This is a genomic window from Pseudomonas sp. SORGH_AS_0199 (assembly GCF_031453735.1).
GTDB classification, from domain to species: domain Bacteria; phylum Pseudomonadota; class Gammaproteobacteria; order Pseudomonadales; family Pseudomonadaceae; genus Chryseomonas; species Chryseomonas aestiva.
This window is the reverse complement of sequence record NZ_JAVJAE010000001.1, coordinates 868437-891011: the sequence shown is the minus strand read 5'-3', so window position 1 is coordinate 891011 and position 22575 is coordinate 868437. Positions and strand designations below refer to the sequence as shown.

Genomic DNA, 22575 nt, shown 5'->3' with positions numbered 1-22575 from the left:
GTCTCCGTTAGTCGATCCCGAGACTGGACCACATCTCGTCCACCCGTTTGACCACCGCTTCGTCCTTGACGATCGCCCGCCCCCACTCGCGAGTGGTTTCACCCGGCCACTTGTGGGTGGCATCCAGGCCCATCTTCGAGCCCAGGCCGGAGATCGGCGAGGCGAAGTCCAGGTAGTCGATGGGGGTGTTGTCGATCATCACGGTGTCGCGCTTGGGATCCATGCGCGTGGTCACGGCCCAGATGACGTCGTTCCAGTCGCGGGCATTGATGTCGTCGTCGGTGACGATCACGAACTTGGTGTACATGAACTGCCGCAGGAACGACCAGACGCCCAGCATCACCCGCTTGGCGTGGCCGGGGTACTGCTTCTTGATGGTCACCACCGCCATGCGGTAGGAGCAGCCTTCCGGCGGCAGGTAGAAGTCGACGATCTCCGGGAACTGCTTTTGCAGGATGGGCACGAAGACTTCGTTGAGCGCCACGCCGAGGATGGCAGGCTCGTCCGGCGGACGCCCGGTGTAGGTACTGTGATAGATGGGATCGCGGCGCCGGGTGATACGCTCCACGGTAAAGACCGGGAAGGTATCGACCTCGTTGTAGTAGCCGGTGTGATCGCCATAGGGCCCTTCCGGCGCGGTCTCGCCCGGATGGATGACCCCTTCCAGCACGATCTCGGCACTGGCCGGCACCTGCAGGTCGTTGCCCACGCACTTGATCAGTTCGCTGCGACTGCCGCGCAGCAGGCCGGCAAAGGCATATTCGGACAGGGTGTCGGGTACCGGAGTGACCGCGCCGAGGATGGTGGCCGGATCGGCGCCCAGAGCCACGGCCACCGGATAGGGCTGGCCGGGATGCTTCTGGCACCACTCGCGGAAATCCAGGGCACCGCCCCGGTGACTCAGCCAGCGCATGATCAGCTTGTTGCGGCCGATGACCTGCTGGCGATAGATGCCGAGGTTCTGGCGTTCCTTGTTGGGCCCGCGGGTGACCGTCAGGCCCCAGGTGATCAGCGGCGCCACGTCGCCCGGCCAGCAGTGCTGGATCGGCAACTTGCCCAGATCGACCGCCTCGCCCTCCTCGATCACCTCCTGGCAGGGCGCATCCTTGACCACCTTGGGCGCCATGCTGATGACCTTCTTGTAGATCGGCAGCTTCGACCAGGCGTCCTTGAGGCCCTTGGGCGGCTCGGGCTCCTTGAGGAAGGCCAGCAGCTTGCCGATCTCGCGCAAGGCGCCGACGTCCTCGGCGCCCATGCCCAGCGCCACACGCTGGGGCGTACCGAACAGGTTGCCCAGCACGGGCATGGAGAAGCCCACGGGATTCTCGAACAGCAACGCCGGGCCCTGCTTGCGCAGAGTCCGGTCGCAGATTTCGGTCATCTCGAGGATCGGCGAGACCGGGGCGGTCACGCGCTTCAGTTCACCACGCTGCTCCAGGCTGCGGATGAAGTCACGCAGATCTCGGTATTGCATGCGGCCTCTTGGCGCTGGGGAAAGTCTGGCAGTCTACCGCCTGAGTCGCGCATCGAGAAAGCACTGGCCCAGAAACGCCAAAGGCCGGGATTTCCCGGCCTTTGCATGCGACTGCGCCTTACTTGCTGCGCCTCATCGAATCGAAGAACTCGCTGTTGGTCTTGGTCTGACGCAACTTGTCGAGGAGGAATTCGATGCCGGCGATCTCGTCCATCGGATGCAGGATCTTGCGCAGGATCCACATGCGCGACAGCTCTTCCTCGTCGGTCAGCAACTCTTCGCGGCGGGTGCCGGACTTGTTGATGTTGATGGCCGGGAAGACGCGCTTCTCGGCGATCCGACGCTCCAGGGGCAGTTCCATGTTGCCGGTGCCCTTGAATTCCTCGTAGATCACCTCGTCCATCTTCGAGCCGGTTTCCACCAGCGCGGTAGCGATGATGGTCAGGCTGCCGCCTTCCTCGATATTACGGGCGGCGCCGAAGAAGCGCTTGGGCTTCTCCAGGGCATGGGCGTCGACACCACCGGTGAGCACCTTGCCGGAGCTGGGGATCACGGTGTTGAAGGCCCGCGCCAGACGGGTGATGGAATCCAGCAGGATGACCACGTCCTTCTTGTGCTCGACCAGGCGCTTGGCCTTTTCGATCACCATGTCGGCGACCTGCACGTGGCGGGTCGGCGGCTCGTCGAAGGTGGAGGCCACCACTTCACCGCGCACGGTGCGCTGCATCTCGGTCACTTCCTCGGGACGCTCGTCGATGAGCAGCACGATGAGGTAGCACTCGGGATTGTTGCGGGTGATGTTGGCCGCGATGTTCTGCAGCATGATGGTCTTGCCGGCCTTGGGCGGCGCGACGATCAGCCCGCGCTGACCCTTGCCGATGGGGGCGCAGAGGTCGATGACCCGACCGGTGAGGTCTTCGGTGGAGCCGTTGCCGGCTTCCATGGTCAGGCGCTTGGTGGGGAACAGGGGCGTGAGGTTCTCGAACAGCACCTTGTTCTTGGCGTTTTCCGGACGGTCGAAGTTGATGGTGTCGACCTTGAGCAGCGCGAAATAGCGCTCGCCCTCTTTCGGCGGACGAATCTTGCCGATGATGGTGTCGCCGGTACGCAGGTTGAAGCGGCGGATCTGGCTGGGGGAGACATAGATGTCGTCGGGACCGGCCAGGTAGGAGGAGTCGGCGCTACGCAGGAAGCCGAAGCCGTCCTGCAGGATCTCCAGCACGCCATCCCCGGAAATCTCGTCGCCACCCTTGGCGTGCTTTTTAAGCAGCGCAAAGATGATGTCCTGCTTGCGGGACCGGGCCATGTTTTCCAAGCCCGCGGCATCCGCCATTTCCAACAGTTCCGTGATGGGCTTTTGCTTGAGTTCGGTCAGATTCATAGACGTATGTTGACGTGAGAAGAGGCGAAGGAGGGATTCGAGCTGAGCGGCCGGATGCGAGATTAGCTTCGCGGGATGCGTTCTGAAGAGGAGAACTGACGGCTACAGCAGATGAGAAGACGGCCCGCTGATGGGGTCGTGGCTGGAATCTAGCACCTGCATGGGTACTCGTCCAGCCGTCCGGGCATAAAAAAGCCCCGCATGGCGGGGCTTTCGACTGGCTGCCTCAGACGTTGGCGTCGAGGAAGGCGGCCAGTTGCGACTTGGACAGGGCGCCGACCTTGGTGGCCTCGACCGCGCCGTTCTTGAACAGCATCAGGGTCGGGATGCCACGCACGCCGTACTTCGGCGGGGTATCCTGGTTTTCATCGATGTTCAGTTTGCAGACCTTGAGCTTGCCCTGGTAGTCCTTGGCGATCTCGTCCAGAACCGGCGCAATCATCTTGCACGGACCGCACCATTCGGCCCAGTAGTCGACCAGCACGGGGCTGTCGGACTTCAGCACGTCCTGCTCGAAGCTGGCGTCGCTGACGTTGGTGATGTATTCGCTCATTGACTCTCTCCGAATTCGGGTGCGACTTGAAGTATGGCCATGATAGCCCTGCCGCCGTCACTTCGAAAGCATTCGAACATTGATGGTGGCTATGACCGGCATTGATGGCAGAGGTGGTTCACGATCCGGCAAACGGGCGACAAGGCCTGAGAAAGCGGAGTTGAGCTGCATTTTCGAAGCCTTTGCAACCCTGGTCGATCACCGTTCCACCGATCGTGGATCGCTGTTTAGACAGCAGGAACCGTGAAAGGGGTTCCACTGCGCAGGGCCGCATTGCGGATATGTTCGCGCATGGCCTTTTGCGCCGCCGCGGGCGAGCGGCGGCTCAGGGCCCTGAGGATGCGCCGGTGTTCCTGCCAGGTTTCCAGGGCCCGCTCGGGGCGCACGAAGGGCAGCTTCTGGCTCTCGTGGAAGCGTTCGGGGCTGCTGGTGATCACCGCCAGCATGGCCGGGTTGTCCGCGGCCAGCAGCAGCTGGCGATGGAAGTCGAAGTCCAGCACGGCCGCCTCTTCCAGCTCGTTGGCCCGCAGCGCCCGGTGCAGGGCGGCCAGATTGACCTCCAGGCGATCCAGGTCGGTGGGCCCCAGGGTGACGGCGGCCAGCCCGGCGGCGAAGCCTTCCAGGGCGAATCTCAGCTGGAAGACATGGGCGGCCGTCACCTCGTCGGCGAAGGGCCAGTGTCCGTCCACCGTACCCGTCGCCGCCTGCACATAGACGCCGCGCCCGGGCTGGACGCTGACCAGGCCCAGGGCGCTCAGGGTGGACAGCGCCTCGCGCAGGGAGGCGCGACTCACCCCCAGCCGCTCGGCCAGCTCCCGCTGCGCGGGCAGGGCCGCGCCGGGGGCATAGCCTTCGGTCTCGATCAGTCGGCGAATGGCGTCGACGGCATATTGGGGTACGGCGCGGGTGGCAGCGAGGGGCATGGCGTGGTCAGGCCAGTCAGTCCAGAAGCTTGCCTTTTATGCCCAATTTCCAGGGACTTCAAGTGCGGCCCCAAGGCGGAGCACGCCGCTATAACCGCGCACCAAAGCGGCTCACGGCAAGCGCCAGCGCAGGCGGCTGTGGTGAGCAACTGTTCAGACCAGTAAGACCAATCCTCAAGCCTGACGGCCCTTGCGCCCCTCTGGCAGGCGGCTGGCACATGAAATGCACTGGGCAGAACCATCCCAACCTGCTTCCGGAGTCTCGTCATGCTCAAGCGCTGGACCGCCCTCTCCCTGCTCGCCCTGGGCCTGACCGCCCTGCACACCTCCGCCCAGGCCGATCAACTGGCCGATATCCAGCAGCGCGGCGTGCTCAAGGTCGCCGTACCACAGGACTTCCCGCCCTTCGGTTCAATCGGACCCGATCTCAAACCGCGCGGCCTGGATATCGACACCGCGCAACTGATGGCGGACAAGCTGAACGTGAAGCTGGAAGTCACCCCGGTCAACAGCACCAACCGCATTCCCTTCCTGACCACCGGCAAGGTGGACCTGGTCATCTCCAGCCTGGGCAAGAATCCCGACCGGGAAAAGGTCATCGACTTCAGCAAGCCCTATGCGCCCTTCTATCTCGGCGTCTTCGGTCCCAAGGATGCCGCCATCAGCACACCCGAGCAGCTGGCCGGCAAGGTGATCTCGGTCACCCGCGGCTCCATCGAAGACCTGGCGCTCACCGACGTGGCGCCGAAGGACAGCGTGATCAAGCGCTTCGAGGACAACAATTCCACCATCGCCGCCTACCTGGCCGGGCAGTCCGAGCTGATCGCCAGCGGCAGCGTGGTGATGAAGGTGATCGGCGCGCGCAACCCGGCCAAGGAACCGGTGCTCAAGGTCAAGCTCAAGGACTCGCCGGTGTACGTGGGCATCAACAAGAACGAGCCGGCGCTCAAGGACAAGGTCGATGCCATTATCGATGCAGCCCGCGCCGACGGCACCCTGAGCAAGAACTCCGAAAAATGGCTGGGCGATCCCCTGCCGGCCGCTCTCTGAGGATCGACGCGCCATGGCGTATCAGTTCGACTTCCAGCCCGTGCTCGCGCAGAGCGACCTGCTGCTCAAGGGGGCGCTCTACACCCTTGAGCTGACGGTGATCGGTGGCTTCTTCGGCATCCTCATCGGCATCGTCGGCGCCACCTGCCGCGCCTGGCGCCTGAAACCCTTCGCCCAGGCCTTCGGGGTCTACGTCGAGCTGATCCGCAATACGCCCTTCCTGATCCAGCTGTTCTTCATCTTCTTCGGCCTGCCCTCCATCGGGGTGCGGATCGAAGCCGGCCAGGCGGCGGTGCTGGCCATGGTCATCAACCTCGGCGCCTACTCCACCGAGATCATCCGCGCCGGCATCCAGGCGATACCGCGTGGCCAGCTGGAGGCGGCGGCGGCCCTGGCCATGACCCGCTTCGAAACCCTGCGCTACGTGATCCTGCGTCCGGCCCTGGCCAAGGTCTGGCCGGCGCTGTCGAGCCAGCTGGTGATCGTGATGCTGGGCTCGGCGGTGTGCTCGCAGATTTCCACCGAGGAGCTGACCTTTGCCGCCAACTTCATCCAGTCGCGCAACTTCCGCGCCTTCGAAACCTATCTGCTGACCACCCTCATCTATCTGCTCATGGCCATCGGCGTGCGTCAGGCGCTGCATTGGCTGGGCGTCTTCTTCATCGTCAGGAGGCGTTGATGGACTTCACTCTCGCCGACATCCTGCGCAGCCTGGCCAGCGGCCTCGGCCTGACCCTGGTGCTGTCGCTGGCGGCCTTCCTCTTCGGCGGCCTGGCCAGCGCACTGGTCCTGCTGGCGCGCAACTCGACGCTCCGGCCGCTACGCCTGCTGGCGCGCGGCTACATCGAGCTGTTCCAGGGCACCCCGCTGCTGATGCAACTGTTCCTAACCTTCTTCGGCCTGTCGCTGCTGGGTCTGGAAGTCCCCGCCTGGCTGGCCGCCGGCCTGGCCCTGACCCTGTTCACCAGTGCCTATCTCGCCGAGATCTGGCGGGGCTGCGTCGAAGCCATTCCCCACGGTCAGTGGGAAGCCTCGGAAAGCCTGGCGATGAGCCGCTTCGAGCAGTTGCGCCACGTGATCCTGCCGCAGGCCCTGCGCATCGCCGTGGCGCCCACCGTGGGCTTCTCGGTGCAGGTGGTCAAGGGTACCGCGGTGACCTCCATCATCGGCTTCACCGAGCTGACCAAGATCGGCGGCATGCTCGCCAATGCCACCTTCCAGCCCTTCACCGTCTACGGCCTCGCGGCCCTGGGCTATTTCATCCTCTGTTATCCGCTGTCGCTGGCCGCACGCTGGCTGGAAAGGAGACTGCATGCCGCTGCTTAGAGTGACCGCCCTGCACAAACACTATGGCAACCACCATGTGCTCAAGGGCATCGACCTGACCGTCGAGGAAGGCCAGGTAGTGGCCATCATCGGCAAGAGCGGTTCGGGCAAGAGCACCCTGCTGCGCACCCTGAACGGCCTGGAATCCATCAACGACGGCGTCATCGAGGTGGACGGCGAATACTTGGACGCCGCCCGGGTCAATCTCCGCGCGCTGCGGCAGAAGGTCGGCATGGTCTTCCAGCAGTTCAACCTCTTTCCGCACCTGACCGTGGGCGAGAACGTGATGCTGGCGCCCCAGGTGGTCAAGAAGACCAGCAAGGACGAGGCCCGCGCCCTGGCGCGGCAGATGCTCGACCGGGTCGGCCTGGCGGAGAAATTCGACAGCTATCCGGACCGCCTCTCCGGCGGTCAGCAGCAGCGGGTAGCCATCGCCCGCGCCCTGGCCATGTCGCCCAAGGTGCTGCTGTGCGACGAAATCACCTCGGCGCTGGATCCTGAGCTGGTCAACGAGGTGCTGGCGGTGGTCAAGCAGCTGGCCCGCGAGGGCATGACGCTGATCATGGTCACCCACGAGATGAGATTCGCCCGCGAGGTCGGCGACAAGCTGGTGTTCATGCACCAGGGCAAGGTCCACGAAAGCGGTCCTCCCCAGGAGCTGTTCGCCCGCCCGCAGACACCGGAACTGGCCCAGTTCATCGGCCAGGTGGCTTCCTGAGGCGGAAAAACCCTATTTTTTCTGCCACTTTGCGCAACCGTAACCGCTGTGCGCTTGAAGCCGTCACCGGCTAGCTGGCACGATGGCGCGGTTTATCGCCGAGAGCCTCCAGATGCAGCCTTCGCCAGCCGAACCCCACGAACTGATCGCCGCCATCGACCTGGGCTCGAACAGCTTTCACATCGTCCGGGCGCGCCATTCCCACGGGGAGATCCGCATCCTTGAGCGACTGGGCGAAAAGATCCAGCTGGCCGCCGGCCTGGACGAGTCGCGTCTGCTCAGCGAAGAGGCCATCCAGCGCGGCCTGGACTGCCTGCGCCGCTTCGCCCAGCTGATCGCCGGCATGCCGCGCGGCGCCGTGCGGGTGGTGGGCACCAACGCCCTGCGCGAAGCGCGCAACCGCGGCGAATTCATCCAGCGTGCCGAAGCCGTGCTCGGCCATGCGGTCGAGGTCATCTCCGGTCGCGAAGAAGCCCGCCTCATCTATCTTGGCGTGTCCCACTCCATGCCCGATGTGCCCGGACGCCGCCTGGTGACCGACATCGGCGGGGGCAGCACCGAATTCATCATCGGCCAGCGCTTCGAGACCCTGCAGCGCGAGAGCCTGCAGATGGGTTGCGTCAGCTTCACCAAGAGATTCTTCGCCGACGGCAAGATCACTGCCGCCCAGTACGCGCGCGCCTACACCGCTGCCCGCCTGGAACTGATGAACATCGACCAGGGCCTGCGCGAGATGGGCTGGCACCAGGCCCTGGGCGCTTCCGGCACCATCCGCGCGGTGGCCCTGGCGATCCAGGCCGCCGGCCGCGGCAATGGCGAGATCACCCCGGATGGCATCGAGTGGCTCAAGCGCAAGCTGCTCAAGCAGGGCGACATCAACCTGCTCAACATCGACGGCGTGAAGCCGGATCGACGCGCCATCCTGCCGGGCGGCCTGGCCATCCTCGAAGCTCTGTTCAAGGCCCTGGAGCTGCAGGAGATGCACCTCTCCGAAGGCGCCCTGCGCGAAGGGGTGCTCTACGACATGATCGGCCGGCACAGCCACGAGGACGTCCGCGAGCGTACCCTCAACGCCCTGGCCGAGCGCTACCACGTCGATCAGCGCCATGCCGAACGGGTGGAAAAGCGCGCCCTGAAGTCGCTGGCACAGGTCGCCGAGGCCTGGGCCCTGACCGACGAGAATCATGCCGAACTGCTGCGCTGGGCGGCGCGCCTGCACGGCGTCGGCCTGGACATCGCCCACTACCAGTACCACAAGCATGGCGCCTACCTGATCGAGCACTCGGACCTGCCCGGCTTCTCCCGCCGCGACCAGCAGGCCCTGGCGCTGCTGGTACGCGGCCATCGCCGCAACATTCCCTTGGAGCGCCTTCAGGAGCTGGGCGCGGAAGGCGAGCCGCTGCTGCGCCTGACGCTGCTGCTGCGCTATGCCATCCTCTTCCACCACATCCGCCACAAGAGCATTCCGGATGTCCAGCTCAGCGCCGGCGAGCGCAGTCTGGACGTGCAATTCCCCGATGGCTGGCTGGCGGAGAACCCCCTGACCCAGGCCGACTTCGAGCAGGAGGCGCAGTGGCTGGAGCGGGTGGGATACAGGTTGAGCGTGCGCTGATTTTTCGTAGGTTGGGCTGAGCGGGAGCGAAGCCCAACGCTTTGGGCTATTGGTGCCCTAGCCGGTTACCAAGTCTTGCTGGCACTTCTTGTTTCGCTCTCCCGAGCGAGTCACTTTTGCCAGTCGCGGCTGCGCGCCCCGGACTACGCGCCCCCGGACAAAAGTAACCAAAACCGCTTGCCCCGGACATCCGGCCCTCCGCTGCGCTGCGGGTGACTCGCGTTGCTCGCCCTTCGGGCCAGCCTGCGGCTGTTACTCCGCTATGCTACGTTTCGCTCACGCCAGCGTCGTTCCGGGGTCGGCCTGCACGGGCCGTCCATGGCCCGTTAGGCCTCTCGCCGCATCCATGCGGCTCGACCCGCTCCACGACACTGGCGTTCGCCCTCCTGAACGGGGCGATTCGCCAGCCTGAAAGTGTCGGTTGAATAGCCACAAAAAGCCGTAGCCCGTAGCCCGTAGCGTGGACAACGGAGAAACCTTGTCCACAGATATCTGCGTCACACGCCAATGGAAAACGCTACGCGGTTTTCCACGCTACACCTGTGAACACCCAAGCCTCAGGCTTGTGCTCCGTCCCCGTCAGTGAGGCCGAGTTCCGGTGTCGTGGCGGGGGTTGCGAGGCAGGACGCCGAGCAAGGCGCGAGGGACAGGAAGCCCCCTTCGCGCCGTGCCCCTGCCACGGCGCCGGGACGAGAGTATCCGGAGCGTAGCGGAGGGCCCAAACGTTGGGGTGCGCTTTCTTTTGCTTACTTTTCTTTGCGCAAACAAAGAAAAGTGAGTCGCCCGGGTGGGCGAAACAAGAGGTACCGGCAAAGCGCGATAAGTAGCCAAGGCACCGTAATACTCAAGGCGCAGAATTAAGCGCCCCGCACCTTTGGGCTTCGCTCCCGCTCAACCCAACCTACGAAACCGACCAGGGCCCACGTCGGCATGAGCCCGGACTGTCTCAGCGCGTATTCACCACCGGACTGGCCAACCGCTCCAACAGCGTCGCCTGCACACTGCGGGCATTCTGGTTGCCGGTCGGCGATTGCCGCACGTAGCTGCCATCTTCCTGCAGTACCCAGGCCTGGGTGTTGTCGGTGAGGTAGCCTTCCAGCTCCTTCTTGACCCGGGTGATGAGCTTCTTGCCTTCCACGGGGAAGCAGGTCTCGACGCGCATGTCGAGGTTGCGCTCCATCCAGTCGGCGCTGGAGAGATAGAGCTTCTCGTCGCCACCGTTGAGGAAGTAGTAGATGCGGCTGTGCTCCAGGAAGCGGCCGATGATGGAGCGCACCTGGATGTTGTGGGACACACCCGGGACACCGGGGCGCAGGCAGCACATGCCGCGCACCACCAGGTCGATCTTCACCCCGGCCTGGCTGGCCTTGTAGAGGGCGCGGATGACCTTGGCATCGGTGAGGCCGTTGACCTTGGCCATGATCTGCGCCGGCCGTCCTTCGCTGGCCGCCAACGCTTCGCGGTTGATCATCTCCAGCAGGTTCTTCTTCAGGGTGAAGGGCGCGTGCAACAGCTTCTTCATGCGCAGGGTCTTGCCCATGCCGATCAGCTGGTTGAACAGCTTGTGCACGTCCTCGGTGAGGGCCACATCGGCGGTCAGCAGGCTGTAGTCGGTGTACAGCTTGGCGTTGCCGGCGTGATAGTTGCCGGTGCCCAGGTGGGCATAGCGGCGCAGCTCGCCGTTCTCGCGGCGCAGGATCAGCATCATCTTGGCGTGGGTCTTGAAGCCCACCACGCCATAGATGACCACGGCGCCGGCCTGCTGCAGGCGGCTGGCCAGCTGCAGGTTGGACTCCTCGTCGAAGCGCGCGCGCAATTCGATGACCGCGGTCACCTCCTTGCCACTGCGTGCCGCGTCCACCAGGGCGTCGACGATCTCGGAGTTGGCGCCGCTGCGGTAGAGCGTCTGCTTGATCGCCAGGACGTTGGGGTCCTTGGCGGCCTGGCGCATCAGGTCGATCACCGGAGTGAAGGACTCGAAGGGGTGCAGCAGCAGCACATCGAGTTTGCCCAGCACGTTGAAGAGGTTGTCCTTCTTCTGCAGCAGCTTGGGAATGGTCGGCGTGAAGGGAGCGCTCTGCAATTCCGGATGGCTGTCCAGCCCGGTGATGGAGAACAACCGGGTCAAGTTGACCGGGCCGTTGACCTTGTACAGCTCGCTCTCGCCCAGATTGAACTGCTTGAGCAGGTAGTCGGTGAGGTGTTTCGGGCAGATGTCCACCACCTCGACCCGCACCGCATCGCCGTAGCGACGGGAGAACAGCTCGCCGCGCAGGGCACGCGCCAGGTCTTCGACATCCTCGGTGTCCACCGAGAGATCGGCGTTGCGGGTCAGGCGGAACTGGAAGCAGCCCTTGACCTTCATGCCGGGGAAGAGATCGTCGGCGTGGGCGTGGATCATCGAGGACAGGAAGACGTAGTTGTCTCCGGGGCCCGCGACTTCCTCCGGCACCCGGATGATCCGCGGCAGCAGGCGTGGCGCCGGGATGATGGCCAGACCCGAGTCGCGACCAAAGGCGTCCATGCCCTCCAGCTCGACGATGAAGTTGAGGCTCTTGTTCACCAGCAGCGGGAAGGGATGGGTCGGGTCCAGGCCGATGGGGGTGATGATGGGCGCGATCTCGTCGCGGAAGAACTTGCGCACCCAGGCCTTGATCTTGACGTCCCAGTAACGACGGCGGATGAAGCGAATCCGCTGCTCGGCCAGGGCCGGCAAGAGGACATCGTTGAGGATGGCGTACTGCCGGTCCACCTGGCCGTGGACGATGTCGCTGATGCGCGCCAGCGCCTGGTGCGGCAGCAGGCCATCGGCCCCGGCCTGCTCGCGGGCGAAGGCGATCTGCTTCTTCAAGCCCGCCACGCGGATCTCGAAGAACTCGTCCAGGTTGCTGGAAAAGATCAGCAGGAACTTGAGGCGCTCGAGTAGCGGATAGGATTCGTCGAGAGCCTGCTCCAGCACGCGGATGTTGAACTGCAGCTGCGACAGCTCGCGATGGATGTAGAGGCTGCTGTCGTCCACGTTGGCCGCCGGCACGCTGGGCGCGGCAGGCACCTCGAGCACGGGCGCGGACGGCTGCGCCTCGACGTCTGTCGCGATCGCCTCCTCCGGCGTCTCCAGAGACTCGGCAGTGACGGGCTGTTGCAGATCGGTTTCGACGAAACCCTGGCTACTCATTGAAGCTCCTTAGGAACGCGAAGGCCCCTGGCGAAGTTGTTGGGCGGCGCGTTTGGCGAAATAGGTGAGGATGCCGTTGGCCCCGGCCCGCTTGAAGGCCAGGAGCGATTCGAGGATCACGGCGTCGGACAGCCAGCCGTTCTGGATCGCGGCCATGTGCATGGCGTACTCGCCGCTCACCTGGTACACGAAGGTCGGCACGCGGAATTCCTCGCGGACCCGGCGGACGATGTCCAGGTAGGGCATGCCCGGCTTGACCATCACCGAGTCGGCGCCCTCGGCCAGGTCGCCGGCGATCTCGTGCAGGGCCTCGTCGCTGTTGCCCGGATCCATTTGATAGGTAGCCTTGTTGCCCTTGCCCAGGTTGGCGGCCGAGCCGACGGCGTCACGGAAAGGTCCATAGTAGGCGCTGGCGTACTTGGCCGAGTAGGCCATGATCTGCACGTTGTGATAGCCGGCGTCTTCCAGGGCGGCGCGGATGGCGCCGATGCGACCGTCCATCATGTCCGACGGGGCGATCACCTGGGCCCCGGCAGCGGCATGGGACAGCGCCTGCTTGACCAGCACCTCGACCGAGATGTCGTTGAGCACGTAGCCGCGCTCGTCGAGGATGCCGTCCTGGCCGTGGGTGGTGAAGGGATCCAGGGCCACGTCGGTGATCACCCCCAGTTCCGGGAAATGCTCGCGCAGGGCACGGGTGGCGCGCTGGGCGATACCGTCGGGGTTGTAGGCCTCGGCGCCGTCCAGCGACTTGCGCTCGGTGGGCGTGACCGGGAACAGCGCGACCGCGGGAATCCCCAGCGCCACCAGTTCGGCCGCCTCTTCCAGCAGCAGGTCGATGGACAGCCGCTCCACGCCGGGCATCGAGGGAATGGCCTCGCGACGGCCTTCGCCATCGAGCACGAAGACCGGCAGGATCAGGTCATCCACCGTCAGCACATGCTCGCGCATCAGACGACGGGAAAACTCGTCGCGGCGCTGACGGCGCATGCGAGTGGCAGGGTAGCTACGGTTGATGGGGGTAAAACTCACGATCGACTCCCAGACCCGGATCACGGGTCAGTGTGATGGGTTATAGGCCACAATCATGACCGATTGGTAACAGCAGATGACAATATGGAGTGCTTATAGGTGCTATCCAAGGCAGACGCCGGCTGGACCCGGCGTGACACAGGGTCGCAGTGAAATCCCTGCCTGACCGCCTGGCACCCGGCGGACGGAAGTCCGTCACACTTTCTTTCCAGACGCCAACCGGGGTAGGCTGCGCCATCTTTATTCACCTCGTGTAGCGCCGAATGCTCCAACAATTCCTCCACGATTTCGGCTATTTCGCCCTTTTTCTCGGCACCTTTTTCGAGGGCGAAACCATTCTGGTACTGGCCGGTTTCCTGGCCTTCCGCGACTACATGAACATCCAGACCGTCATCCTGGTCGCCTTCTGCGGCAGCTATGCCGGCGATCAGCTCTGGTACTTCCTCGGCCGGCGCCATGGGCGCAAGCTGCTGGCGCGCAAACCCAAGTGGGAAGCCGCCGGCGAAAAGGCGCTGGCGCACATCCGGCGCCATCCGGATCTCTGGGTGCTGAGCTTTCGCTTCGTCTACGGCCTGCGCACGGTGATGCCGGTGGCGATCGGCCTGTCGGGCTATCCGCCGGCGCGCTACCTGATCCTCAACGGCATCGGCGCCATCGTCTGGGCCACGGTGCTGGGTTATGCCGCCTTTCACTTCGGCGCCGTCCTCGAAGGAGTGCTGGGCAATCTCAAGCGGTATGAACTGATGGTGCTGGGCGGTCTGGTGGTGATCGGCCTGTTGCTCTGGCTGTGGCGCCGCAGCCGCACGCCCAAGGCCTGACGGCAGGCAGCCCCCTACCCGGTACGTCCATCGAACGAATTAAAGGCCCGGCTACCGCTGCCGATGCCCTGAGCATCAACCTCTCCCGAAACCTCGTGTGCACGCTGGCGATAGAGCATGCTGAACTTCTCCACCCTGCTGCCTCCCGGCCATCAGATCCTGGCCGCCAACGAGTACGAAAGCCTGCTCGTGGTCCTGGCGTACCTGATCGCCAGCGCCGCCGGCTACACCGCCCTGGCCATGGCCGACTGGGTGACCAACAGTCGCTCCCGCCGCGGCAGCGAGCTGGCCAAGCTGATCGGCGCCGTCGCCCTGGGCGGGGGCATCTGGTCGATGCACTTCCTGGCCATGCTGTCGTTCAAGATCGGCATCCATGTGCACTATGCGCCGCTGCAGACCCTGGCCTCGCTGCTGATCGCCATCGTGGTGTCCTATACGGTCATGCACCTGATCGGGCGCGAGTCCCTGACCGCACCGCAGTACCTGCTCGCGGCCCTGGCCGCCGGCCTGGGCATCGCGACCATGCACTACACCGGCATGCTGGCCATGCAGTCGGTCGCCATACAGCTCTATGATCCGCTGCTGGTGGTGGTCTCGGTGGTGGTCGCCAGCCTGGCCTCCCTGGGCGCCCTGCTGCTGGCCTTCCGCCTGCGCGGCAGGACCGGCCTCAGGACCCTCTGGCTGCGCCTGCTGGGGAGCCTGGTCCTGGGTTTCGCCATCGTCTCCATGCACTTCACCGGCATGGCCGCCCTCACCCTCGCCGTGCCCATCGGCTTCGAACCCGACGGCCTGGCGGAAGTGAATCAGCACCTGGAGCTGGGCATGGGCATCGCCCTCGGCACCCTGTTCATCATCATGGTCGGCCTGCTCGCCGCCTGGGCCGGCGAACGCTTCAATGCCCAGCGCCTGCGGCTGGAGCGGGTCTCGACCACCCTCGATCAGATCACCCTGCACGATCCCCTCACCCACCTGCTCAACGGCGGCAGTTTCATCCAGACCGTCGACCGCGCCATCGGCCAGGCACGCACCGGAGAGCAGTTCGCCCTGCTGATGCTGGACATCGATCACTTCAAGCGCATCAACGACAGCCTCGGCCACGCCCTCGGCGATGAATTGCTGATCCAGATGGCGCAGCGGATCCGTGCGGTGCTCGACAACGACCTGCCGCTGGCCCGCTATGCCGGCGACGAATTCAGCCTGTTGCTTCCGCTCGGCCAGCGCGGCGACAGCCAGCCCCTGGCCATGCGCCTGCTGGAGCAGTTGCGCCCGCCCTTCGAGCTGGCCGGGCAGCGCATCGCCATGACCTTCAGCCTGGGTATCGCCCACTATCCCCAGGACGGCGCCAATGCCGGCCAGTTGCTGCGCAGTGCGGGCCTGGCGGTCGGCCACTGCAAGCGCAGCGGACGCAATCGCAGCCAGAGATTCACCACCGACTTCCAACGCGATGCCGACGACCTGCTCAGCCTGGAGATGGACCTGCGCCATGCGCTGGCCCAGGGTGGCCTGCATGTGGCCTATCAGCCAATCGTCGATCCGGACGGTGCTGCGGTGGCCCTGGAAGCGCTGGTGCGCTGGCAGCATCCGGTCCTGGGCCCACTGAGCCCCGAACGCTTCGTGCGCGTCGCCGAGGAAACCGGACTGATCGCCGACCTGGATGGCTGGGTCATGCGCCAGGCCTGCGCCGATCTCGCCCAGCTGCACCGTGAGGGTCATGCGGAGCTGCGCGTTTCGGTGAATTGCTCGGCACTGAATCTGAGCGATCGCCTGCTGCCCCAAGCCATCGCCCGGGCCTTGCAGGCCGAGGACCTGCCGGCGTCGGCGCTGATCCTCGAGGTGACCGAGAACGCCCTGATGCACAGTCTCAACGTGGCCGTCGAGGTACTCGGCGAGATCCGTACCCTGGGTGTGCGGGTATCCATCGACGACTTCGGCAGCGGCTATTCATCGCTGGCCTATCTGAGCCGGCTGCCGGTGGATTCGCTCAAGGTCGATCGCGCCTTCGTCCGCACCATTCCCAAGCAGAGCAACGACATGGCCATCGCCGCGGCGATCATCGCCATGGCGCACAAGCTGGGCCTCAACGTGGTCGCCGAAGGGGTGGAAACCAGCGAGCAACGCCAGTTCCTGCAGGCCAACGGCTGCAACTTCATGCAGGGCTATCTGTTCGGCCGGCCCATGCCGTTGCCGCAACTGCGCACCTGGCTGCAGCAACCCGCCCTCGCGGCCGTCCCGGCCTAGGCGAGGCTCCGTGCCTAGCCAGCAGCGCTGCGCTGGAGGCGAGTGAGCAGCCGATCCAGGGCATTGGCGAAGGCCTGGCGATCACGTTCGCCGTAGCCGGCCTGGCCGCCGCCCATCTGGCCCTGGTCGCGTAGATCAGTCATCAGATTGCGCATGGCCAGGCGCTGGCCCATGTTGCGCTCGTCGAATTCCTGACCACGCGGATCGAGGGCGACCACGCCCTTCTTCACCAGCCGGTCGGCCAGGGGAATGTCGCTGCAGATCACCAGGTCACCGGGCTGCGCCTGCTCGACCAGATGGTCGTCGGCGGCGTCGGGGCCACTGGGCACCACCACCAGGCGCACACAGGCGAAGGGCGGCTTGATCTGTGGCTGGCCAGCCACCAGCACCACCTCCAGCTTGCGCTTGAGGGCGAATTTGCAGACCAGCTCCTTGGCGGCGCGCGGACAGGCATCGGCATCGATCCACAGGATCACGGGGGATTTCTCCGGCAAAAGCCCAGGATACCGCGCCGCGGCGGCGCACCCCAGCGTGGCGGCGCGGTCCGACAGGGATAGCGATCTGACTGGAGTCTCCCATGACCTTCTGGCAACGCCTGGAACAGCCCGCCCAGGTCCTGGTGTATGGCGCCACCGGCGGCCTCGGTCTGGCCCTGTGCGACCAGTTGCTGGCCCGCGACGACGTCGCGCGGGTCTGGGCCTGCGCCCGTCAGGCCGAGGGGCATGCCGGTCTGGCCGCGATGGAGCGGCGCCATGGCCCGCGGCTGCGCCGCCTCGATGTCGATCCGCTGGCCGAGCCCGAGCTGGCGGCCCGCCTGGCTGACGAGACGCCCCGCCTGGACCTGCTGCTGTGCGCCTCGGGTCTGTTGCAGGGCACACGGGCGCGCGCCGAAAAGAGTCTGGCGCAGGTGGACCAGGCCGGACTGCTGGAAAGCTATCTGGCCAATGCCGTGCTGCCGCTGCTGCTGATCCGCCAGCTGACGCCGCTGCTCAAGGGCCAGCACCCCTGTCAGATCGCCGCGCTCTCGGCGCGGGTCGGCTCCATCGGCGACAACCAGCTGGGCGGCTGGTATGGCTACCGGATGGCCAAGGCCGCACTCAACCAGGGCCTGCGCTGCGCCAGCATCGAACTTGCCCGGCTCAATCCGCAGAGCTGCGTGCTGGCCCTGCACCCTGGCACCACCGACACGGCGCTGTCCCGGCCCTTCCAGGCCCGGGTACCGGCCGACAAGCTGTTCACCCCAGCCTATGCGGCAGCACGGCTGCTGGAGGTGCTGGCCGCACGAACGCCGGCCGAGACCGGCAGCTTCTGGGACTGGCAGGGCCAGTCGGTGGTCTGGTAGCGCCCGGCTTCAGACCGCGGCGCGGCGCACCGTGGACAGCAACGCCGCCGCGGCGAGGAACAGGCTGGCGAATACCCGGTTGGTGATGCGCTGCTGTCTTGGCGTGCGCAGCAGGGTCAGCACCCGCGCGGCCAGACCGGTGTAGCCGGCCATCACGATCAGGTCGACGGTGACCATGGTCACCCCGATGAGCAGATACTGCGCAGCCAGGGGCGCGTGGGGATCGACGAATTGCGGCAACACCGCGAGCAGGAAGATCAGTGCCTTGGGATTGCTCACGTTGACCAGGAAGCCGCGCATGACCAGGGCGCCGATTCGCGGCGGCAGACGTTCGCCGACCAGCTGCTCACCCAGGTCCAGCGGCGCGGCGCGCCATTGGCGGATGGCCAGGTAGGCGAGATAGGCCACGCCGAACCACTTGATCAGGGTAAAGGCCAGCTGCGAGGTCGCCAGCAAGGCGCCGACGCCCACGGCGACCACGGCGATCTGCAGCGCCAGGCCCAGCTGCAGGCCCAGCGCCGTCCAGTAGCCACGCCGGAAACCGTGGTTGACGCCTGCGCTCATGGAGGCAACGGCGCCCGCCCCCGGCGAGAGGCTGATCATCCAGCAGGCAATGAAGAAACCGGTCCAGACCTGCAGACTCATGAATTCACCTGTCGAGATGGAAATCGAAGGAGCCATCGGCATCGCGCCAGCGGCGGACCGACTTCTGGAAGAACTGGGTATTGGGGATCTGCACCAGGGTGGCTTCCTGGTTGTCGTCCAGTTCCTGCAGGGTCACGAAGAGCATGTTGATGGCCACCACCCGACCCTTGATGCCCGGCTTGTCCGACGCGTCCAGCACCTCGATGCGATCGCCCAGGCGAAAGGGGCCGACGGTAAAGATCAGTACCGCGCAGAACAGGTTGGAGAGCACGCTCCAGATGGCGAAGAAGGCCACCGCGGCCACCGCGACGAAACCGGAAATGGCCGTCCAGAGCACCGCTGCGGAGACGCCGAAGCGCTCCAGCGCCATCAGGATGGCACTGCCCATGATCAGCCAGCGCAGGACGCCGCGCAGCCCGAGGACGATCTGCGGCGGCAGCGGATAGCGTTCGCCCAGGCCGGTGACGGCGCGGGCCACGATGCGCTGCAGCACGTAGCCGAGCAGCAGCACCAGGGCCACCTGACCGGCCACCAGCAGGTAGTCGCCCCAACCCGGCAGCCAGGTGTACAGCCACTGCGTCATCAGGCCCCCTCGAGTTCGGCTTGCAGACCTTCCAGCCGCTCCAGGGCCTCCAGCCACTGCTCTTCCAGCTCGGCTTCGCGGGTCTTGGCCGTGGCCTGGTCGGCCAGCGCCTGGCGCAGCTCCTCCTTGCGGGAGGCGTCGTAGAGTCCGCTGTCACCCAGGCGGGCTTCCAGGGTGGCGAGCCTTTCCTGCAGCTTGCCCAGCTCGACTTCCAGCTTGTCGGCGGCCTTTTTCAGCGGTGCCAGCTGCTGGCGCAGGGCGGCGGCGGCCTGGCGCTGGGCCTTGCGATCGGTCTTGTCGACCGCCGCGTCGCCGTCCGACACGGGCTCCTGCCGGGCGCGGAAATCCACCAGCCAGCGACTGTAGTCGTCCAGGTCGCCGTCGAAGGCCTGCACCTTGCCATCGGCCACCAGCAGGAATTCGTCGGTGGTGCTCTTGAGCAGATGGCGATCGTGGGAGACCACCAGCACCGCCCCGGCGAATTCCTGCAGCGCCAGGGTCAGCGCCAGGCGCATGTCCAGGTCCAGGTGGTTGGTGGGTTCGTCCAGCAGCAGCAGGTTGGGCTTCTGCCAGGCGATCAGCGCCAGCGCCAGCCGGGCCTTCTCGCCACCGGAGAAATTCAGCACCACCTCGTCGCAGCGCGGACCGCGGAAGTCGAAGCCGCCGAGGAAGTCACGCAGACCCTGCTCGCGCTCGCCGAGGGCGATGCGCTGCAGGTGCAGCAGCGGACTGGCCTTGGCGTCCAGGGAATCGAGCTGGTGCTGGGCGAAGTAGCCGATGGCCAGGTTCTCGCCGCGCTGCAGGCGGCCGCCAAGGGGTTCCAGCTCGGCGGCCAGGGTCTTGATCAGGGTCGACTTGCCGGCGCCGTTGGGGCCGAGCAGACCGATGCGCGCACCCGGCGTCAGCTGCAGCTTGACCGGGTGCAGGACGGTGGTCTCGCCATAGCCGAGCCGGCCTTCGGCGAGATCGAGCAGCGGGCTGGACAGCTTGTCCGCCTCGCGGAAGACGAATTCGAAGGGCGAGTCGACATGGGCCGGCGCCAGCTCTTCCAGGCGTTCCAGGGCCTTGATCCGGCTCTGTGCCTGGCGCGCCTTGGTGGCCTGGGCCTTGAAGCGGGCGATGTACTTCTCCATGTGGGCGCGCTGGGCCTGCTGCTTGTCATAGGCCTGCTGCTGCTGCGCCAGGCGTTCGGCGCGGGTGCGCTCGAAGCTGGAATAGCCGCCGCGATAGAGCACCAACTTCTGCTGGTCCAGGTGCACCACGTGATCGACCACGGCATCGAGGAAGTCGCGGTCGTGGGAGATCAGGATCAGGGTGCCGGGATAGCCCTTGAGCCAGTCTTCCAGCCAGAGGATGGCGTCCAGATCCAGGTGGTTGGTGGGTTCGTCGAGCAGCAGCAGGTCCGAAGGGCACATCAGCGCCTGGGCCAGGTTCAGGCGCATCCGCCAGCCACCGGAGAAATCGCCGACCTGGCGTTCCATCTGCGCGGCGGTGAAGCCCAGACCGGCCAGCAGCTTGCGCGCCCGGGCATCGGCGGTATAGCCGTCGGCGGCCTCGAAGTCGGCGTGCAGCCGACCCAGGGCGTTACCGTCTTGGGCCGCTTCGGCGGCTGCCAGCTCGCGCTGGATGCGGCGCAAGTCGATGTCGCCATCCAGCACATAGTCCACCGCCAGCCGCTCCAGGGTGTCCACCTCCTGGCGCATGTGGGCGATGCGCCAGGCCGCCGGGATGTGGCAGTCGCCCGCGTCGGCACCGAGCTGGCCGCGCAGGAGGGCGAAGAGACTGGATTTTCCGGCACCATTGGCACCGATAAGACCGGCTTTCTGGCCGGGATGCAGGGTCAGCTCTGCGCTTTCGAGCAGACGCTGGGGGCCACGCTGTAGAGTAAGGTTCTGTAGTCGGATCATGGCGGCGGAGTGTAGCAGCTCCACCACCCACGAACGGGGAGGCGGACATGCAAGAGGACCTGTGGGAATTCGCGTTGGCAGTATACGCCCGGCCCGGCGTGGAAGGCGCCTGTTTGCGTCTGCAGGAGGCTGGCGCCGATGTCTGCCTGGTGCTGACGGCGCTCTGGCTGGATCGGCGCGCCTGCGCCCGCGACAGCGAAGGACTGGCGCGGCTGCAGCGCGCCTCGCAGCACTGGCAGGACACGGTGGTGCGTCCACTGCGCCAGCTACGGCAGGCCTGGAAGGCCGCGTCCGGCGCGGACGAAAGCCTGGCGGCACTGCGCGAGCAGCTCAAGGGACTGGAATTGGCGGCGGAACGTGAACAGCTCGCTCGCCTGGCCCACCTGGCCGCGCACTGGCCATGTCGCGCTGCTCAGGACTCGGAGACCTGGCTGCACGCGCTGACACCGCGTGAGGCAGCCGCCGCGGACCTCGACCTGCTGGCCGAGGCGGCGCGGATGATCCGCGTCTAGACCGAAGCCAGACGCGGTTGCTGGTGCGAGGTGTGCAGCACCTCGATGAGGCAGTCTTCCAGCTCGAAGCGCTCGCGCAGGGTTTCGCCCAGCAGCTTGAGTTCGATGGTCAGCAGACCCGGGTCCCGGTAGGCCCCGCGCTCGAATCTGTCGTTGAAGTTCAGGGCGGCGTCGGTCAGGGCCTGCAGGCGCGGATAGACGCTGTCGGCGAACTCGATGGCGCGCTCGTCCTGGAATTCGCGGGCTTCGGCCACCAGTTGCTCGTATATCTCGAAATGCGCGGTGGACATGTAGTCGACCAGCATGTCGCAGAGTCGCTCCAGTTCACCGACCTCGCGCACCGGACCCAGCAGGGGCTCCATGTCCAGGGTTTCGTAGGCGGTCACCAGCTCGCGGCGGGCAATCAGCCAGCGGTCGATCAGCTGGTGGACCCCACCCCAGCGTTCCTGGGCATTGCGGCAGGTTTCTAGCATGACGGCAGCTCTCTATACGGGCGATACGGTCCGGGCGCAGGCGCCCGGGGGTTATCAGGAACTATACCGACATCGTCTCGCCAGGCGAGTGCCGTTGCTCGGAGAAAGGCCAAAGTGGCGTTTCAGAAGTTAACCACACAGTTTTGGCGGCGCTTCTTGTCCGCAGCGGCGGACCGTCTTGGACGTCGTTGCCCCTCCCGCCACAGCCCTGCCATGACTCGTCCGGCATCTGGCCCACTCGGGGTGCCGAACCGCACGAAACTCACTCGCCAATTCTTGCGCGAACGTCAGAAACACCACACTAGCGACGGCGAAAGACCTTGACCAGGCTCAGGGCCATGAGCAGCACGAAGGCCAGCAGGCTCCATTCCGGGATGCTCAGGCCAAACAGCGTCCAGTTGACCTCGGCGCAGTCGGCGGTGCCGTGCAGGACCAGGCGGATGATCTCCTGGAAAGGCAGCGCCTGCATCATGTAGTCCAGGCTCGGCAGACAGGCTGCCAGCTCCTCCGCCGGGACCGTCTGCAGATAGACCTGGCGGCCGGCGGTGGCGGCACCGGCCGCGGCCAGCAGCAGCAGGACCACGCCATAGATGCGCCGCCCACGCTTGCCCGGTGCCTGGATGCCGGCGATCAGCGCCACCACCCCGACCAGGATGAAGAAGATCCGTTGCATGACGCACAGCGGGCATGGCTCGAGGCCGACCACGTGTTCGAGATAGAGACCGACGCCCATGAGCACCGCGCAGGTGGCGGCCATGAACAGGAAGATGAAGCGGGGACTAGTCACGGACGCGCCGTCTCCAACAGGGAATT

General features: G+C 65.7%; 21 protein-coding genes. 9 read left to right on the top strand and 12 right to left on the bottom strand.

The genetic code is table 11. From position 1 onward, the window contains the following. Window positions 1-7 precede the first annotated feature (7 nt). The 4 genes from ubiD to QE444_RS04185 all read right to left on the bottom strand — a co-directional run bounded on the left by ubiD (window position 8) and on the right by QE444_RS04185 (window position 4331). Window positions 8-1474 carry a 4-hydroxy-3-polyprenylbenzoate decarboxylase gene (gene ubiD, locus QE444_RS04200; protein WP_187980904.1) on the bottom strand — a complete coding sequence of 489 codons (1467 nt, stop codon included), beginning with the start codon at window positions 1472-1474 and terminating at the stop codon, window positions 8-10. A gap of 118 nt (window positions 1475-1592) precedes the next feature. After that, window positions 1593-2855, bottom strand: coding sequence for a transcription termination factor Rho (gene rho / locus QE444_RS04195; protein ID WP_133860469.1), 1263 nt, complete (start codon window positions 2853-2855; stop codon window positions 1593-1595). A 226-nt stretch (window positions 2856-3081) separates the two neighbouring features. Further along, on the bottom strand, window positions 3082-3408 hold the full coding sequence (gene trxA / locus QE444_RS04190) for a thioredoxin TrxA (RefSeq protein WP_017639417.1): 327 nt from the start codon (window positions 3406-3408) through the stop codon (window positions 3082-3084). A 227-nt stretch (window positions 3409-3635) separates the two neighbouring features. After that, window positions 3636-4331 carry a FadR/GntR family transcriptional regulator gene (locus QE444_RS04185; RefSeq protein WP_309737404.1) on the bottom strand — a complete coding sequence of 232 codons (696 nt, stop codon included), beginning with the start codon at window positions 4329-4331 and terminating at the stop codon, window positions 3636-3638. Between the two features lie 267 nt (window positions 4332-4598). Here QE444_RS04185 and QE444_RS04180 point away from each other — a divergent pair, with 267 nt between their 5' ends. From QE444_RS04180 to ppx, 5 genes are all read left to right on the top strand, one after another. Next, window positions 4599-5381 (top strand): transporter substrate-binding domain-containing protein, encoded by a 783-nt coding sequence (locus tag QE444_RS04180; RefSeq protein ID WP_133860467.1) that lies wholly within the window; start codon window positions 4599-4601, stop codon window positions 5379-5381. Between the two features lie 13 nt (window positions 5382-5394). After that, complete coding sequence (locus QE444_RS04175) at window positions 5395-6060, top strand: amino acid ABC transporter permease (RefSeq protein WP_133860466.1); 666 nt, start codon at window positions 5395-5397, stop codon at window positions 6058-6060. Beyond that, on the top strand, window positions 6057-6707 hold the full coding sequence (locus QE444_RS04170) for an amino acid ABC transporter permease (protein WP_178083884.1): 651 nt from the start codon (window positions 6057-6059) through the stop codon (window positions 6705-6707). The genes QE444_RS04175 and QE444_RS04170 overlap by 4 nt, the downstream gene beginning before the upstream one ends. Continuing rightward, window positions 6694-7425: an amino acid ABC transporter ATP-binding protein gene (locus QE444_RS04165; protein ID WP_309737403.1), complete on the top strand. Its 732-nt coding sequence runs from the start codon at window positions 6694-6696 to the stop codon at window positions 7423-7425. The genes QE444_RS04170 and QE444_RS04165 overlap by 14 nt, the downstream gene beginning before the upstream one ends. Window positions 7426-7537: 112 nt before the next feature. Further along, window positions 7538-9037, top strand: a complete 1500-nt coding sequence (gene ppx, locus QE444_RS04160) for an exopolyphosphatase (RefSeq protein ID WP_133860463.1) — start codon at window positions 7538-7540, stop codon at window positions 9035-9037. Window positions 9038-9983: 946 nt separating this feature from the next. Here the strand turns inward: ppx and ppk1 are convergent. Further along, entirely contained in the window at window positions 9984-12212 is a 2229-nt protein-coding gene (gene ppk1 / locus QE444_RS04155) for a polyphosphate kinase 1 (RefSeq protein ID WP_309737402.1), read from the bottom strand. Between the two features lie 9 nt (window positions 12213-12221). Then, window positions 12222-13244, bottom strand: coding sequence for a porphobilinogen synthase (hemB, locus tag QE444_RS04150; protein ID WP_158889772.1), 1023 nt, complete (start codon window positions 13242-13244; stop codon window positions 12222-12224). A gap of 263 nt (window positions 13245-13507) precedes the next feature. Between hemB and QE444_RS04145 the strand changes: the two genes are divergently transcribed. Further along, the gene (locus QE444_RS04145) at window positions 13508-14062 is read left to right on the top strand and encodes a DedA family protein (protein WP_133860460.1); all 555 of its coding nucleotides are present in this window, start codon (window positions 13508-13510) and stop codon (window positions 14060-14062) included. A 117-nt stretch (window positions 14063-14179) separates the two neighbouring features. Further along, a complete protein-coding gene (locus QE444_RS04140) occupies window positions 14180-16300 on the top strand; it encodes an EAL domain-containing protein (protein WP_309737401.1) in 2121 nt (706 codons plus the stop codon). A gap of 14 nt (window positions 16301-16314) precedes the next feature. Here the strand turns inward: QE444_RS04140 and QE444_RS04135 are convergent, their stop codons facing one another. Continuing rightward, the gene (locus QE444_RS04135; RefSeq protein WP_158889768.1) at window positions 16315-16776 is read right to left on the bottom strand and encodes a YaiI/YqxD family protein; all 462 of its coding nucleotides are present in this window, start codon (window positions 16774-16776) and stop codon (window positions 16315-16317) included. 101 nt (window positions 16777-16877) lie between these two features. On the opposite strand from QE444_RS04135, the gene QE444_RS04130 reads away from it, so the two are divergent. Then, window positions 16878-17642: an SDR family NAD(P)-dependent oxidoreductase gene (locus QE444_RS04130; protein WP_309737400.1), complete on the top strand. Its 765-nt coding sequence runs from the start codon at window positions 16878-16880 to the stop codon at window positions 17640-17642. Between the two features lie 9 nt (window positions 17643-17651). Here the strand turns inward: QE444_RS04130 and rhtB are convergent, their stop codons facing one another. Genes rhtB through QE444_RS04115 form a run of 3 tightly spaced genes read right to left on the bottom strand, consistent with a single transcriptional unit; the run spans window position 17652 to window position 20777 of the window. Beyond that, window positions 17652-18287, bottom strand: a complete 636-nt coding sequence (gene rhtB, locus QE444_RS04125; RefSeq protein ID WP_184289770.1) for a homoserine/homoserine lactone efflux protein — start codon at window positions 18285-18287, stop codon at window positions 17652-17654. Window positions 18288-18291: 4 nt separating this feature from the next. Then, a complete protein-coding gene (locus QE444_RS04120) occupies window positions 18292-18870 on the bottom strand; it encodes a mechanosensitive ion channel family protein (protein ID WP_133860455.1) in 579 nt (192 codons plus the stop codon). After that, window positions 18870-20777 carry an ATP-binding cassette domain-containing protein gene (locus tag QE444_RS04115; RefSeq protein ID WP_309737399.1) on the bottom strand — a complete coding sequence of 636 codons (1908 nt, stop codon included), beginning with the start codon at window positions 20775-20777 and terminating at the stop codon, window positions 18870-18872. Before QE444_RS04115 ends, QE444_RS04120 begins: the two co-directional genes overlap by 1 nt. A 47-nt stretch (window positions 20778-20824) precedes the next feature. On the opposite strand from QE444_RS04115, the gene QE444_RS04110 reads away from it, so the two are divergent. Further along, the gene (locus QE444_RS04110; RefSeq protein WP_309737398.1) at window positions 20825-21289 is read left to right on the top strand and encodes a TIGR02444 family protein; all 465 of its coding nucleotides are present in this window, start codon (window positions 20825-20827) and stop codon (window positions 21287-21289) included. Here the strand turns inward: QE444_RS04110 and rsd are convergent. Both rsd and QE444_RS04100 read right to left on the bottom strand, forming a co-directional pair. Next, window positions 21286-21762 (bottom strand): sigma D regulator, encoded by a 477-nt coding sequence (gene rsd / locus QE444_RS04105; protein WP_133860452.1) that lies wholly within the window; start codon window positions 21760-21762, stop codon window positions 21286-21288. The two genes, QE444_RS04110 and rsd, sit on opposite strands and share 4 nt — an antisense overlap. 301 nt (window positions 21763-22063) lie before the next feature. Beyond that, window positions 22064-22549: a disulfide bond formation protein B gene (locus tag QE444_RS04100; RefSeq protein ID WP_133860451.1), complete on the bottom strand. Its 486-nt coding sequence runs from the start codon at window positions 22547-22549 to the stop codon at window positions 22064-22066. Between the last annotated feature and the right edge of the window lie 26 nt (window positions 22550-22575).